This window comes from Pseudoxanthomonas sp. GW835-FHT14C01, assembly GCF_058793715.1.
In genome coordinates, this window is record NZ_JBXAGB010000003.1 from 307,267 (window position 1) to 322,620 (window position 15,354).

Consider the following 15,354-nt stretch of genomic DNA (forward strand, 5'->3'; position numbering starts at 1 on the left):
ACAGGACACAAGGATAAAGCATTGAACGCCACCGCCCTGACTTCCCCCGACGACAGCCTCGCCCGGCTCGAACGCCTGGAGGCGCTGTCCCGGCGCCTGCTGGAGCGTGCGCGGGCGCATGGCGCCACCCAGGCCGAGGTGAGCTGCAGCGAGGAGACCGGGCTCAACGTCAACGTGCGCCTGGGTGACGTGGAGACCGTGGAGTCCACCCGCGACCGCGGCATCGGCGTGACCGTGTACTTCGGCCAGCGCAAGGGCAGCGCCAGCACCGCCGACCTGCGCGAGGAGAGCCTGGAGGCCACGGTGGCGCAGGCCTGCGCCATCGCGCGCTACACCGAGGACGACGACGCGTCCGGCCTCGCCGATGCCGCACTGATGGCGCGCGCGTTTCCCGATCTGGATGTCTGGCATCCGTGGGCGCTCGAAATGGACCGCGCGGTCGACCTCGCACTCGCCTGCGAAGCGGCGGGACGCGACGCCGACGCGCGCATCGCGAATTCCGATGGCGCGTCCGTCGGCAGCGGCGAAAGCCTGTCGGTGTACGCCAATTCGCATGGCTTCATCGGCCGCGAGCGCGACACCCAGCACACGATCGGCTGCGCACTGATCGCGGGGCAGGGCGACGGCATGCAGCGCGATGGCTGGTACAGCACGGCGCTGTCGCACCTCGAACTGGAGGATCCTGCGGCGGTCGGCCGCAAGGCCGCGGAGCGCACCGTATCGCGCCTGCAGCCGCAGTCGCTGGCGACCGGCGAATACCCGGTGATGTTCTCGGCGGACGTCGCACGTTCGCTGATCGGCCACTTGCTGGGCGCGGTCTCGGGCGGCGCGCTGTACCGCAAGGCCAGCTTCCTGCTCGATCACGTCGGCCGGCGCATCTTCCCGGACTGGTTCGCCATCGAGGAGCTGCCGCTGCTGCCCCACGGCCTGCGTTCGTCGGCGTTCGATGCCGAAGGCGTGGCGACGAGGCGCTCCCATCTCATCCGCGACGGTGTACTGGAGCGCTACGTGCTCGGCAGCTATTCGGCGCGCAAGCTCGGCCTGCAGACCACCGGCAATGCCGGCGGCGTCCACAACCTGCAGGTGAAGGCCAACGCCGGTGGCTTCGACGAACTGCTGGCGGGCATGCGCAACGGCCTGCTGGTCACCGAACTGATGGGGCAGGGCGTGAACGGCGTGACCGGCGACTACTCGCGCGGTGCGGCCGGCTTCTGGGTCGAGGACGGGGTACTGGCTTATCCGGTGGACGGCGTCACCGTCGCCGGCAATCTGAAGTCCATCTTCGCCGGCATCGAGGCGGTGGGCAGCGACGTGGACCGCCGTTCGCATGTCGGCGTCGGGTCCATCCTCGTGGGGCGGATGACGGTCGCGGGCGAATGACGGTGGGCCCCTGCGGCGAGGCGTGACCGACGCTGTCGCCGTTTGACGTTATGCTTGCTGCGGGGAGGTATGGGGGCTGAGGCTTCCCGTACCGACCACCACCATCCATCTTCGGGGAATTGCATGAGCGAGTTCGACAACGTCACAGCACCGCCGCCGCCGCCCTCGGGCAGCGCGCCTCAGGAAGAGCGCACCCTGGCCCTGGTTGCCCATCTGTTGGGCATCCTGACCTGCTTCATCGGTCCGCTCATCATCTGGCTGATCAACAAGGACCATCCCGAGAAGTCCTTCGCGATCGACCAGTCCAAGGAAGCGCTCAATTTCCAGATCACCTTGGCCATCGTCTACGTGATCGGCATGATCCTGTCGGTGATCATCATCGGCATTTTCATCAACCTGATCGCCAGCCTCGTGGGCCTGATCTTCGCGATCATCGCCGCGATCAAGGCGAACGGCGGCGAAGCCTACCGTTATCCGTTCGCGCTGCGCCTGATCAAGTAAGCGATCATCGCGTGGAAGGAAAAAGCCCGGCATCGCCGGGCTTTTTCGTGCGCTCAGTGCGAGCGGCGGATGGCCAGGTCGCCGAGCGCGCGCAGCGCATCCGCACGCGGGTCGTAGGGCGCCAGCGCATCACGCATCGTGTCGGCCAGTTCCGCGAGTTTCGCCTTGGCGCCGTCCATGCCGAGCAGCGCCGGGTAGGTCGACTTGGCCTGCGCGACGTCCTTGCCGGCGGTCTTGCCCAACTGGACGGAACTGCCCTCGATGTCGAGGATGTCGTCGCGCACCTGGAAGGCCAGGCCCAGCGCGGTGGCGAAATCGTCCAGCCGTGCCAGCGTGGCGGCGTCGGCACCGCCGGCAAGCGCTCCCATCCGCACGGCGGCGCGGATCAGCGCGCCGGTCTTGAGTGCGTGCATCCGTTGCAGGTCGTCCAGCGATTGCTGCGTGCCGGTGGCGTCGATGTCGAGCGCCTGGCCGCCGCACATGCCGGCCGCGCCGGACGCCCGGGCCAGCGCCGCCAGCCAGTCCACGCGCAACGTGGCGGCGGCATCGGCCGCGGCCAGGTGTTCGAAGGCACGCGTCTGCAGCGCGTCGCCAGCGAGGATGGCGGTGGCTTCGTCGAAGGCGATGTGCACGGTGGGCTTGCCGCGGCGCAGGTCGTCGTCGTCCATCGCCGGCAGATCGTCGTGCACCAGCGAATACGCGTGGATCAGTTCGACCGCGACGGCGGGCGCATGCAGGACACTTTCGTCTGCCTGAAGCAAGGTGCCGCCGGCGTACACGAGCAGGGCGCGCATGCGCTTGCCGCCGCCGAGCACGGCGTGGCGCATGGCGGCATGCAGGCGTTGCGGGGCGGTATCGGCCGGGGGCAATGCTGCATCCAGGCGGCCTTCCAGCGCCGCTGCCCAGGCGGCGAAACGCGGATCAGCGGCCATCAGGCGCGGGCGCGAAGGCTTCGCCGTTCTCCGGCTGTTCCGGATCGCTGAGCAGGCGGACGCGCAATTCGGCCTGTTCGAGTGCCGCCTGGCATTGCCGGTACAGGCCCACGCCGCGTTCGTAGGCCGCGAGCGAGGCTTCCAGGCTCAGGTCGCCGTGTTCCATCTTCTCGACCAGTTGCTCCAGCTCGTCCAGCGACTGTTCGAAATGGGCGACGGGCGATGCGTCTGCAGGGGTCTTCTTTGCCATGCGGCAAGTGTGGGGATCGCCTGCGGCCAGGTCAAACGCCGTCTCAGCCGCGCCGCCATACCAGGCGACGGTCGTGGGTACGCAGCCACGCGTCGCAATCGGCCGAGAGCACGAGGTCGCCGGCGGCCCACAGTGCATCGCCCTGCCACAGCAGCGGCAGCTGGCGCCGCTCCCACGGCGGGATGCCCAGCGACTGCAGCACATCCTTCAGCGCATGCCGGTGCGGCCGGCCGGGCAGGGCGATGCGTTCGCCGCCGCGACGGGCCGTCAGGCGCAGGGGCGCGGCCAGCGGACCGCGGCCACCTTCAAGCCACACGAGGCCGCCATCCGGTAGCGGGAGCGGCGTGACGCCATCCCAGTCGGCCTGCCAATCCTGCGGCAGGGCAGGGCGCAGGTGCTCGGCGTGCAACAGGCCGCGCCAGCGCCGCACGATCGCGCCGTGCCAGGCGAACTCGGCCTGCGCATCCGCGCGCGTGTCGAGCAGGTGCGCGTCTATCCGGGCGACGCCCCCCGCAGGCAGCGGCGGCAATGACAGCCCGTCGATCCAGCGCCGCAGTGCACGCGCTCGCGACGCCGCACAGGCATCGCGCAAGGGCGCGACCCGGAGAGCGGCCGGATCCGCAGTGGCGGCCCTCGCAAGCACGTCGCGGTCCTGGCGCGCCAGCAGATCGGCGGCTTCCGCGGAGAGCGCGGCGCTGCGCGCGAAGGCGAGGTCCACGTGCGGCCAGCGCTGCCGCAACAGGGGCAGCACCTCGTGCCGCAGGAAATTGCGGTCAAGTGCGATGCTCCGGTTGGTCGGATCCTCGATCCAGCGCAGGGCGTTCGCGTCGGCGTAGGCCTGCAGCGCTTCGCGTGGCGACGCCAGCAGGGGGCGCCACAGCCATCCGGCGCCAAATGCCCGCCATGGCCGCATCGCCGCCAAGCCGTCCGGTCCCGATGCACGCAACGCCCGCAGCAGGAAGGTTTCGGCCTGGTCGTCGCGATGGTGGGCGAGGGCGATGATGTCGCCCGCCTGCATGGCATCGGCGAACACGGCGTGGCGCGCGCGTCGCGCGGCGGCCTCGATGCCTTCGCCGCGCGCGGTATCCACCTGTACGCGATATACCCGCACAGGCACGCCGAGTGTCGCGCCGAGCGCTTCGCAATGCGCGGCCCAGGCATCGGCGTCCGGCTGAAGCCCATGATGCACGTGGATCGCCCCGAGGCCATGCACACGCAGGGCGGAGTCCTGCGCGAGCCGGTGCAGCAGCACCGTCGAATCCATCCCGCCGCTGAAGGCGACCCATACGCGCCCCGCCACTGGTGGCGGCGACAGGAGGAGTACCGGCGAAGCGGAAGACGACATGCGCCCATGCTAGCGACGATGCATGCGAAGTGCAGCCGCCATGGCGTGCGCGCAACGGCGCGTTGACGGCGCGTGAACCGTGCCGTGGTGACCATACCGGCGCCATGGACACGAAGGAGAACGCATGACGGCTTCGTCCGCCTCCCCCGATGCGCCGGAAACCCGGCGCCAACATGTGCTCGACCGGTATCACGTGGTCGACAGTCTGCCGAACACGGTCTACGACGATCTGGTGAACATCGCCGCGGCATTGTGTGGCACGCCGATCGCGGTGGTTTCGCTGATCGACCGGGACCGCCAGTGGTTCAAGGCACGCGTCGGCCTGGACGGGCACGAGACCACCCGCGACACCGCCGTCTGCGACCACGCGATCCGCCGGCCGGACGAACTGCTGGAAATCCAGGACCTCAGCGAGGACGCCCGCTTCACCGATTTCCCGATCGTGACCGGCGACGTCAAGGCGCGTTTCTACGCCGGCATGCCGCTGGTCACCTACAATGGCGAAGCGCTCGGCACGGTCTGCGTGGTCGACACCCAGCCGCGTCGCCTGAGCCATCAGCAGAAAGCGTCGCTGCGTGCGCTGGCGCGCGTGACGATGGCATTGCTGGACGCGCACCGCGCGCAGCACGAAGCGGACGTACGGGTGGCGCTGCAGCCGGACCTGTCCTCCGCGACCGTCGCCGAGACCGCACGGGCCGCATCGGCCGCTGGTCCGGCCTATGCGGTGGCGATCGTCGAGCTGCAGGGGATGGCCGACGCGGCGCGCCGGATGGGGGATCGCACACTGAAGCGACGCTTGCAGGGACTGGCGCCGGATTTCGACGCCTGCGTGGCGCCAGAGCTCGGCGACCATGTCAGCCGCGTCACCGGCAGTGCCGAGTACGTCGCAATGCTGCATGGCGAAGATCTGGAGATGCGCGTGCAGGCGCTGCGCGAGGTTGCGCATCGGGCCGGCCAGCGCGAAGGATTGTCCTTGCAGGTGGGTGCCGCGACCGCCGCGCCGGGCGAGGCCATGCATCGGGTCTACCTGCGCGCGGAAGAGTGCCTCAGCCTGCAGAAGGACGCGGTGGCGAGCGGACGCGCTGCGGCCTGACGCGTTTCGCCTCGCGGTGCACGATGGAGGTGCCGGCGGATCGCAATGACGCCTGCCGAGCGCGGCGATCTGCGGCAGACTGGTCGTCGGCTCCGTTCCGCCATGGAGAAAGCATGTCGCCCCTGCGTCGATCCATCGTCCGCCTGCTCATCGCATCGGCTGTCCTCGTTCCCGTGGTCTTGGTGACGATGTATGCGGTCAATCCATTCGGTGTCCGCTCGATGGACCCGCGCCAACGCATCCTGGCGCACGGCCTGTATCGGGTGCCCTCCTCCAGCATGTTGCAGGGCATTGCGCCAGGCCAGGTGCTCGTGACGCGCGCCGGCCATTACACCCGGCATGCGCCGCAGCGCGGCGACGTGGTCACGCTGTTCGTACCCGGACACGAAGGGCAGGTGTGGTTGCAGCGCATTGTCGCGCTGCCGGGCGAAACGGTGGACATCGTCGATGGCAGGGTGCGCATCGACGGTGCGGTGCTGGAAGAACCGTACGTCGCCGCAAGCAACGTGCGCACGGACTATTCGCTGACGTTCGCGCCCGTCCGCGTGCCGGAGGGGCATTACTTCATGATGGGCGACAACCGCGACAACAGTATGGATAGCCGGCTTCAGCCGATGACACGGCGGGACGACATCACCGGCAGGGTCGTCGGTCCGCTGTTCTGACGCCCTGCGCTTTCGCCAGTCGGCGCATCAGGTCGGGATCGCGGGCGCACGGGTCCTTGAGCGCCGGTTCTTTCAGCGCCCAGGCCCGCCCGTAGCAGGCATGGGCTCATGCGGATGGGGCGTGCCGGCGAAGCGCCCGGCATCGTCGGTCCGCATGGCCGGCGCCAGCGGCAGCGCACGTCGCGTCGCCGGCAGGCGCGTGCGCAGCGGCAAGTTGTGCGGTGCCGGTCACAGCGGCAAGGGTAGACGCTCTGCGACGATGCCGCGTCCCGCCATCGGATGGTGCGCCTTCGCTTCGGGGAATGAAGCGGAGTGCCGCTGGCGTTCCCCACACGTCCCCACGGAGTCGGTACCCGATGTATTCCCCTGCCCATGACCGGTGCCGTCGCGCACCGGCGATGCTCTCCCTGCTGGCCGCGATGTCGCTGGCCGCCTGTTCCGCGCCGTCGGACGATGCGCGCGATGCCCCGTTCTGGAGCAGCGCCCGACCGGCGTCCGCCTCCGCCGCGCTGCCCGGCCAGGCCACGGGCAGCCACGTCACGGCCGCCGCCGAAGCCCAGGCCGCACCGCCGCAGAACATCAACGTCGATCCCGTGCCCGCGGGCCGTTACCGCATCGCCAGTGTGCTGAGCGGGTTGTGCATCGAGATCCGCGATGGCAGCACCGCCAACGGCACCCCGCTGGTGCAATCGGCCTGCGATGCCACGCTGCACCGGCAGTTCTTCGATATCGCGGAAACGACGACGGGGCAGTATCGCCTGCGCAACCTCCACACGCAGAAGTCGGCCGACATTCCCGCTGGCTCCGCCGCCGACCACGTCATCGTGCAGCAGTGGGACGACAATGGCAGCGGTGCGCAGCGCTTCCGCCTGCAGCGCATCGATGCCAGCGACCGTTACCGTATCGTCAACGTCAACAGCGGCAAGTGCCTGGGCATCGTCGCGGCAGCGACCGTGGCGGGCGCCTCGGTCGAGCAGCTCACCTGCGCGGCCGTGCCCGCCCAGCAGTTCCAGCTCGGTGCGGGCGAGCCGCAGCCGATCCGACAGAACGGCTCGCAGCCGCTGCTGCCGCCTCCGCGGCCGGTGCCGCCATCGGCGGTCTACCAGCCGCTGTTGTGGCCGGACGACGCCGCGCCGATCCATTCCACCCAGGACGACGGCACGCTGGTGACGCACGTCGGCGGCCGCGTGCGCGATCGCCATGCGCGCGAGCCCATCGTCGACGACAGCTACCAGGTGTTCCCGCCGCATTACTTCGAACGGCGCACGCACGAGATCCTGATCTACGACGACGCCGTGCCCGGCACCTCGGGCGAGCAGCGCATCCTCACCGTGGTGGTGAAGCCGCAGCATTACTGGTACGGCACCAACTTCCGCCATGGCTACATCGGCCGGCGCGGCGAGGATCCGCTGGAGCCGACGTCGGTCGCGCTTTACGCCGACAACGGCGGCATGAAGCTGCTGCCCGGCGGCGTGGCCACGCAGACGCCGATCGCCAACTACGCGCAACTCGGGCAGGACCCCAACGGCAACTACACGCCACCGGCCGGCGCGCCCGGCAACGCTTTCGTGCTGGTCAAGGAGATCCGCACCGCCGCCAACCAGGGACACCGTCCGCTGCGCAAGGGCGACCTGGTGGAGTTCGAGCTGGGCATCTTCCTGGCAGGCAACCCCGATGTCATCGGTCGCTTCAACTACTACGCCGAAGCGCTGGTCTACCGTGCGGGATCGCACGGCATCGTCTCCTGGTTCCGCGGACCCGGCTACGGCGTGCAGCGCCCGCTGGACTCGCTGGCGATGCCGGCCGAGGCGCTGTCCGCCGGACCATGGATGACGTTGCATGAAGACACCTCCAGCGAACCGTTCCGCATGCTGCAGCAGGCCTCGCACAACATCGCCGGCTACAACATGCAGCCGTGGGCGGAAGGGCGCCGGCTGATCCACACCTCGTTCGCCAGCGGCCGCCACTCCGAAGAGAGCAACACGGTCTTCACCGCGCACGCGGGCAAGACCGCGCCGCGCTTCTCACAGACCCGTTGCGTGGATTGCCATACCGGCAACGGCCGCAGTTCGCCCGTGGTCGGCGCACCGCTGAACCGGCTGGGCGTGTTCGTCGGCGTAGCGGGTGCCGGCACGCAGGCGCCGGATGCGCGCTTCGGGCTGCGCCTGCAGCAGGGCACGTATCGCGAAGCCGGCGCGAACATCGATGGGCGTGAAGCCGAGCTCGTGCTCGCCGGCTACACCGAACTGCCGGGCCGCTATGCCGACGGCACCGGCTACGTGCTCCGCCGGCCGAACTATGCGCTGCGCGATCGCGCCGGCCAGCCGCTGGCGCTGCCGACGGCGCTGTCGGTGCGCATTGCCCCCTCGCTGATCGGCCTGGGCTTGCTGGAAGCGGTGCCCGAACAGCAACTGGAGCGCCTCGCGCTGGCGCAGCAGGGCGATCCCGATGGCGTGGCCGGGCGGTTGCAGATCGTCGCCGATCCGCGCGATGCGAACCTCAGCCGGGTGGGCCGCTTCGGCTGGAAGGCGGCGGCCGCGACACTCGAACAGCAGGCTTCGCTGGCGTTCAACACCGACATGGGCGTCAGCTCGCCGCTGATGCCGTCGCTGGAATGCGCACGCGGCAGCCAGGGCACGGCGTGCGCGCAGGTCGACACCGGCAGCGCCAAGCTGACCGCCGCCGACATCCACCAGACCACGCTCTACCTGAGCCTGCTGGGCGTGCCGCCGCGCCGCGACTTCGACAATCCGCTGGAACAGGACACCCAGGCACGCGCACGCCAGGTGCGCGTCAAGCGCGGCGCACAACTGTTCGAGGCCGCACGCTGCAGCACCTGCCACACGCCGGAACTGCGGACCGGGCACCACCGTTTCGCCGAGCTGCGCTACCAGGCTATTCGTCCGTACTCCGACCTGCTGCTGCACGATATGGGACCGGAGCTGGCCGACACCTACGTCGAAGGCCGTGCGACCGCGCGCGAATGGCGCACGCCACCGTTGTGGGGCCTGGGCCTGGCGGCGTCGATCGATCCGAACGTGCGCTACCTGCACGACGGTCGCGCGGCCACGCTGGAAGAAGCCGTGCTGTGGCACGGCGGGCAGGGCACGGCGGCGAAGCAACGGTTCGAGGCGATGAACGCCGAGGACCGGCGCGCGCTGGTCGATTTCCTCAAGTCGCTCTGAGCGGATGCATGGGCCTGCCGGCGCGTCAGCGCGCGACGGGACAGGTCTGCGGCGACAGGCGTACCAGCGCGGTGAAGGGCGGCGTCGGGCTCGAATCCGTCCGCCTGCGCCGCAGCCCAGCGATAGCGCTTGGCGAACCGTTCCGGGTGGCAGGCAGGGTCGTAGTACGAAGGGCTTCTCACCAGTGCGATCAGCAGCAGGCGCTCTTCGGGCGCCAGATCGGCCAACGGGCGGCCGTACCAGACGTTCGCCGCCTGTTCGATGCCCCTGGCGTTGCGGCCGAACCACCCTTCCGCCAGCAGGGTATCGACCATCCGGTCCATCTCCCAATGACGGCTGACGTGGACGGTGGCCGCGAGGTTGGCGAGATGCCGGCGCATGGGACCTGCGGGCGATGATTGCCGGATCACCAGCGATCGCCCGGCGTGGCCGAGCAGCCTCAGTTGCGCGCCCAGCGGTTCGCGCTGCGTGTCCGAGAGATGCCGGAGCCCATAGCCCCAGATGCTGACGGGATCGAGGTGCGGCACGTCATCGATATCGCCGACCTCGACGTCGAGGTACAGCGCGCGCACGCCGGGCGGGGCGCGATAGCCATTCGGTTCGAGATCATCCGGAAACCGGGACGCGCCGATCGCGTACAGGCCGAAGCACAGCCCGATGACCAGCGCGGCGATGAGCAGCAGGGCAGCGAGGAGGGCTTTGATCCAGCCCATCCCCGGCGTCGACTCAGGCGGCTTCGTAAGCGCCGTAGCCGCGCAGCCGCTCATAGCGCTTCTGCAGCAACTGGTCGACGGGCAACGCGTCCAGTGCGTCCAGTTCGTTGAGCAGCACGGCCTTCAGGCGCACGGCCATCTGGCGTGGATTGCGGTGCGCGCCGCCGATGGGCTCGCGCACCACCTTGTCGACCAGGCCGAGGCCGTGCAGGCGCTTGGCGGTCAGGCCGAGCTGCTCGGCGGCGTCCTTGGCCTTGGCGGCATCCTTCCACAGGATCGACGCGCAGCCTTCCGGCGAGATCACCGAATACGTGCCGTACTCGAGCATCAGCGTGCGGTCGCCGACGCCGATCGCCAGCGCGCCGCCACTGCCGCCTTCGCCGATCACCGTGCAGATGATCGGGATCTTCAGTTCGGCCATTTCCATCAGGTTGCGTGCGATGGCTTCGGACTGCCCGCGCTCTTCCGCGCCCACGCCCGGATATGCACCCGGCGTGTCGATGAAGGTCAGCAGCGGCAGCTTGAAGCGTTCGGCCATCTTCATCAGGCGCAGCGCCTTGCGGTAGCCCTCGGGGCGCGGCATGCCGAAGTTGCGCGCGATCTTGCTCTTGGTGTCGCGGCCCTTCTGGTGGCCGATGATCATCACGCTGCGGCCGTCGATGCGGCCCAGGCCGCCGACGATGGCGGCGTCGTCGGCGAATGCGCGGTCGCCCGCCAGTTCCTGGAACTCGTCGCAGAACACCTTGATGTAGTCCAGCGTGTATGGCCGCGCCGGATGCCGCGCAAGCTGCGAAACCTGCCACGGCGACAGGTCGCGGAAGATCTGCGCCGTGCGCACGCGCAGCTTGTCCTGCAGGGCATGCACCTCGGCATCGACATTCACCGCCGGGCCGGTGCTGGCGGCGCGCAGATCCTGGATCTTGGCTTCCAGATCGGCGATGGGCTGTTCGAAATCGAGGTAGTTCGGATTCATCTGCGGGCCATGGGCCGGAAAGGGGGAAAGTGTAGCCGAAGCCGTCCGGCGGTCACGTACGGGGGGGTAGGGCCGTGATGCCGCGCACGGGGCGCGTCAGTTCGCCCAGGGACGATGGAAGGCAGGCTTGGCCGCGCGCACGCCGGGCATGGCACGCAGGGCGTCGAGCAGCTCCGCGTCCACGCGCACCGCCTTCTGGCCGTTGAGGTCCAGCATGCCGGCGATGGCCGAGCCGTCGGCGGCCATCAGCAGGTCCAGGCGCAACGGCGTGCCACCGGGGCGATGGCGCGAGAGCAGGGCATCGACCCGTTCCCACAGGCCCGGTACGCGCAGGTCGAGCCGGAGCTGCAGGCGATGCGCATGCTGCTGGCAGAGCTGGGCGTAGTCCCACACCTGGCGGATGCGCAGGCTGTAGCCGCCGCTGAACTCGTCCTCGCGCAGGCCACCCTTGACGACCAGCACGCGGTCACGGGTCATCAGTGCCCCGAACTCCGCCAGCGCATCGGAGAATGCGCTGCATTCGATGCGGCCACGGCCGTCTTCCAGTTGCACGAACACCTGGCTGTCGCCCTTGCGGCGGATGCCGACGATCTGGCCGGCGACGATCGCATTGACCTCCGGTCGCCAGCCCTTCTTGTCGCCGCCGGACGAACTGGACCAGAGGCGGTCCAGCTCGCTGAGATCGCTGCCGACCAGCGAGCGTAGGTCGTCGCGGTACGGGTCCATCGGATGGCCGCTGAGATAGTGCCCCAGCGTCTCGCGCTCGCCGTGCAGCACCTGCATCAGCGGCCACTCGTCGGTGACCGGCAGTTCGACGTGGATGTCGTCGCCGCCGCTGCTGGAGCCGAACATGTCGACGATGCCGGCATTGCGGTTCTTGCTGATCTGGTCGATGGCCTTCAGCACTTCCGGCAGCTGCAGCGCCAGCGACGCGCGGTTGCGGCCCAGCGCATCGAGCGCACCGGCGTTGATCAGCGCTTCCAGCGCACGCTTGTTGAGCCTGGAGGAATCGACGCGCTTGCAGAAGTCGAACAGGTCGCGGAACTCGCCACCGTCCCGGCGCGCCTCGACGATGCTCTCGCATACGCCCTGGCCCACACCCTTCACTGCACCCAGCCCGTAGCGGATGCTGTTGGCATCGGTCGCCACGAACATGAAGTCGGAGTGGTTCACGTCCGGCGGCATCACGTTCAGGCCGAGGCCGCGCGCTTCGTCGAGGAAGCCGACCACCTTGTCGGTCTTGTCCATGTCCGACGACAGCGTGGCGGCCATGAACTCGGACGGGTAGTGCTTCTTCAGCCACGCCGTCTGGTAGGCGACCAGCGAGTACGCGGCGGCATGCGACTTGTTGAAGCCGTAGCCGGCGAACTTCTCCATCAGGTCGAAGATTTCGTCGGCCTTGCGCTCGGAGACGCCTCCCTTGGCGGCGCCTTCGCGGAAGATCTCGCGATGCTTGGCCATTTCGGCCGGCACCTTCTTGCCCATCGCGCGGCGCAGCAGGTCGGCGCCGCCCAGCGAATAGCCGCCGACGATCTGCGCCATCTGCATGACCTGCTCCTGGTAGACCATGATGCCGTAGGTCTCTTCCAGCATGGTCCGCGTGCGCGGGTCGGGGTACTCGAATTCCTCGCGCCCGTGCTTGCGCTCGACGAACGACGGAATCATGTCCATCGGGCCGGGACGGTACAGCGCATTCAGCGCGATCAGGTCCTCGAAGCGATCGGGCTTGGCTTCCTTCAGCGCACGCCGCATGCCGGTGGATTCGAACTGGAACACCGAACCGGTGTTGCCGTTGGCGAACACGTCGCGGTACACGCTGGCATCGTCGAGCGGGATCGCGGCGATGTCCACCGGCGGCACGCCCGCGCGCGCATGGCGTTCGTTGATCGCCTTCACCGCCCAGTCGATGATGGTCAGCGTACGCAGGCCGAGGAAGTCGAATTTCACCAGGCCGACGGCTTCCACGTCGTCCTTGTCGAACTGGGTGACCGGGTTCTTGCCGCGACCGCCTTCGTCGTGTTCGGCGAACAGCGGGCAGAAGTCCGACAGCGGCGACGGGGCGATCACCACGCCGCCGGCGTGCTTGCCGGCGTTGCGGGTCAGGTCTTCCAGCTGGCGCGCCAGGTCGATCAGGTCGCGGACGTCGTCCTCGTCGCGATAGCGGTCGATCAGCTCCTGCGACGCGGCCTCGCTGCTGCCTTCGCCCATCGCGTCCTTCAGCGACACGCCGAGGATGTTCGGGATCAGCTTGGCGACGCTGTCGACCAGGCCGTAGGGGAAGCCGAGCACGCGGCCGGCGTCGCGCACGACCGCCTTCGCCGCCATCGTGCCGTAGGTAATGATCTGGCTGACGCGGTCTCGCCCGTACTTGCGCGCGACGTAGTCGATGACTTCGTCGCGGCGGTCCATGCAGAAGTCGATGTCGAAGTCGGGCATCGACACGCGTTCCGGGTTGAGGAAGCGCTCGAACAGCAGGCCGTACGGCAGCGGGTCCAGGTCGGTGATCTGCAGCGCCCACGCGACCAGCGAGCCCGCGCCCGAACCACGGCCGGGGCCGATCGGGATGCCGTGGTTCTTGCCCCACTGGATGAAGTCGGCCACGATCAGGAAGTAGCCGGGGAAGCCCATCTTGCAGATGGTGTCCAGCTCGAAGTCGAGCCGCTTCTCGTAATCCTCGCGCGTATGACCGGGCGCCAGCGGATTCTTCGCCAGGCGTGCCTTCAGGCCGTCGTGCGACTGGCTGCGGATCCAACTGTCCAGCGTTTCGTTGTCCGGCACCGGGTACGCGGGCAGGAAGTACGTGCCCAGCCGCATCTCGATGTTGCAGCGCTGCGCCAGCGCCAGCGTGTTGTCGATGGCGTCGGGTAAGTCGGCGAACAGGCCGGCCATCTGGTCGGCCGACTTCATGTACTGCTCGGCGCTGTACTCGCGGGGACGCTTGGGGTCGTCGAGCACGCGCCCCGAGGCGATGCACACGCGCGCTTCGTGCGCGTCGAAATCGTCCGGCGACAGGAAGCGCACGTCGTTGCTGGCGATCACCGGCAGGCTGCGCGATCCGGCCGCGTGCAGGGCGAACGCGTTGAACGCCTCTTCGCCATCGCGCTGGGTGCGCGTCAGCTCGAGATGCAGGTCGTCGCCGAATGCGCGTTGCCAGTCGGCGAGATGCTGTTCGGCAAGGTCATGGCGACCGGTCAGGGCCAGGCGTCCGGCCAGGCTCTGCCGGCCCATGATCGCGAACAGGCCCTGGTGGTCGGCACGCAGCCACTCCGGGTCGATGGCGACGCCATCGGTGCGATGGCCTTCCATCCACGCGCGCGACAGCAGGCGCGACAGTGACAGGTAGCCTTCGCGGTCCCGGCACAGCAGCGTCACCGGCCACGGCGCATCGCTGCCATCGGCCACCAGCAGGTCGGCGCCGGCGATGGGCTTGATGCCCACGCCCTCGGCAGCCTTGTAGAACTTCACCAGCGCGAACAGGTTGTTGCGGTCGGTGACCGCCAATGCGGGCATGCCCAGCTCCACCGCCCGGCTCAGCAGGTTGGCCTGCTTGGCTTTCTTGGGATCGGCGTGGTCCGGCTTTTCCGGCACGCGGATGATCGAATCCGCGAGCGAGAACTCGGTGTGCAGGTGGAGGTGGACGAAGCGGGAAGACATGCCGGCTCGGAGTGCTGTCGGGGCAGCGTACCGGCGGGGGTGGGGTGGGGCAAGGCTTGACATTCCGGCATCACGGAACGGGCCGCAGCGCACGAAAAAAAGGCCGCCCGGGGAAAGGCGGCCTAGGGGAAAACCCGAGGGCTCGGGGTGGGGCGGGCGCGGCTGCGTGGGCCGCGCCGGAACTCAATGGATGCGGAACATCGGCACCGGCTCGGGCGCGTAACTGCTGGAGCGGACGTGCCGCAGGTGGGATGCCAGCGCCGCTTCGGCAGTGCGCGCGGCTTCCCAGTCGGCGCGGGTGTAGCGCAGCGCGTCGGGCGTGCATCCTTGCGCCTGTGCCTCGAGGTTCCGCTGGCGACGGAAGTCGAGGTAGCGAGCGGTTTCGTCGGCGACCAGCAGCCAGGTCGCTTCGTCCAGCGACGCGCCCGGTTCGCGCAGCCGCGCCAGCGCCTGCTGCAGGCGGGAGCGCAGGACGGATTCCTGCGACCAGCCGCGGTCCGCCAGCAGGCTGCGCAGCAGCTGCATGCGTGCGTCGTCGACGGCGTGTGGGGGGGAGGAAGAGGAAGAAGCGACAGCGTTAAGCGGACTCATGGCGCACCTCGTGGGGGAAGAGGGCTCCCGTGCGTGGTGGAGCGCGGGATGCAGGGCCATGGTGCGCTTGCG

11 protein-coding genes and 1 pseudogene are annotated in these 15,354 nt (G+C 69.1%); 5 read left to right on the plus strand and 7 right to left on the minus strand.

From position 1 onward, the window contains the following. Positions 1–21 precede the first annotated feature (21 nt). Positions 22–1,380 (plus strand): metalloprotease PmbA, encoded by a 1,359-nt coding sequence (pmbA, locus tag AC1Q5B_RS14770; protein ID WP_492632345.1) that lies wholly within the window; start codon positions 22–24, stop codon positions 1,378–1,380. A gap of 123 nt (positions 1,381–1,503) precedes the next feature. Further along, positions 1,504–1,881 carry a DUF4870 domain-containing protein gene (locus AC1Q5B_RS14775; RefSeq protein WP_492632346.1) on the plus strand — a complete coding sequence of 126 codons (378 nt, stop codon included), beginning with the start codon at positions 1,504–1,506 and terminating at the stop codon, positions 1,879–1,881. A 53-nt stretch (positions 1,882–1,934) separates the two neighbouring features. Here the strand turns inward: AC1Q5B_RS14775 and AC1Q5B_RS14780 are convergent, their stop codons facing one another. The 3 genes from AC1Q5B_RS14780 to tilS are packed head-to-tail and all read right to left on the minus strand — an operon-like array spanning position 1,935 to position 4,408. Further along, complete coding sequence (locus AC1Q5B_RS14780) at positions 1,935–2,813, minus strand: polyprenyl synthetase family protein (protein ID WP_492632347.1); 879 nt, start codon at positions 2,811–2,813, stop codon at positions 1,935–1,937. After that, on the minus strand, positions 2,803–3,063 hold the full coding sequence (locus tag AC1Q5B_RS14785; protein ID WP_492632348.1) for an exodeoxyribonuclease VII small subunit: 261 nt from the start codon (positions 3,061–3,063) through the stop codon (positions 2,803–2,805). Before AC1Q5B_RS14785 ends, AC1Q5B_RS14780 begins: the two co-directional genes overlap by 11 nt. A gap of 43 nt (positions 3,064–3,106) precedes the next feature. Continuing rightward, the gene (gene tilS, locus AC1Q5B_RS14790) at positions 3,107–4,408 is read right to left on the minus strand and encodes a tRNA lysidine(34) synthetase TilS (RefSeq protein WP_492632349.1); all 1,302 of its coding nucleotides are present in this window, start codon (positions 4,406–4,408) and stop codon (positions 3,107–3,109) included. A 124-nt stretch (positions 4,409–4,532) separates the two neighbouring features. Between tilS and AC1Q5B_RS14795 the strand changes: the two genes are divergently transcribed. From AC1Q5B_RS14795 to AC1Q5B_RS14805, 3 genes are all read left to right on the plus strand, one after another. Then, the gene (locus tag AC1Q5B_RS14795) at positions 4,533–5,501 is read left to right on the plus strand and encodes a GAF domain-containing protein (protein WP_492632350.1); all 969 of its coding nucleotides are present in this window, start codon (positions 4,533–4,535) and stop codon (positions 5,499–5,501) included. A 113-nt stretch (positions 5,502–5,614) separates the two neighbouring features. Next, positions 5,615–6,166 (plus strand): signal peptidase I, encoded by a 552-nt coding sequence (gene lepB / locus AC1Q5B_RS14800; RefSeq protein ID WP_492632351.1) that lies wholly within the window; start codon positions 5,615–5,617, stop codon positions 6,164–6,166. Between the two features lie 356 nt (positions 6,167–6,522). Continuing rightward, complete coding sequence (locus tag AC1Q5B_RS14805) at positions 6,523–9,351, plus strand: di-heme oxidoredictase family protein (RefSeq protein WP_492632352.1); 2,829 nt, start codon at positions 6,523–6,525, stop codon at positions 9,349–9,351. A 116-nt stretch (positions 9,352–9,467) separates the two neighbouring features. On the opposite strand, the pseudogene AC1Q5B_RS14810 reads toward AC1Q5B_RS14805, so the two are convergent. The 4 genes and pseudogenes from AC1Q5B_RS14810 to AC1Q5B_RS14825 form a co-directional block, all read right to left on the minus strand. Beyond that, a pseudogene (locus tag AC1Q5B_RS14810) lies at positions 9,468–10,118 on the minus strand (transglycosylase domain-containing protein); the annotation flags it as partial. Further along, complete coding sequence (locus AC1Q5B_RS14815; protein WP_492632353.1) at positions 10,078–11,037, minus strand: acetyl-CoA carboxylase carboxyltransferase subunit alpha; 960 nt, start codon at positions 11,035–11,037, stop codon at positions 10,078–10,080. The pseudogene AC1Q5B_RS14810 and the gene AC1Q5B_RS14815, both read right to left, overlap by 41 nt. A gap of 96 nt (positions 11,038–11,133) precedes the next feature. Then, a complete protein-coding gene (dnaE, locus tag AC1Q5B_RS14820; protein ID WP_492632354.1) occupies positions 11,134–14,754 on the minus strand; it encodes a DNA polymerase III subunit alpha in 3,621 nt (1,206 codons plus the stop codon). Between the two features lie 120 nt (positions 14,755–14,874). Then, the gene (locus tag AC1Q5B_RS14825) at positions 14,875–15,282 is read right to left on the minus strand and encodes a hypothetical protein (protein ID WP_492632355.1); all 408 of its coding nucleotides are present in this window, start codon (positions 15,280–15,282) and stop codon (positions 14,875–14,877) included. Positions 15,283–15,354: the final 72 nt, after the last annotated feature.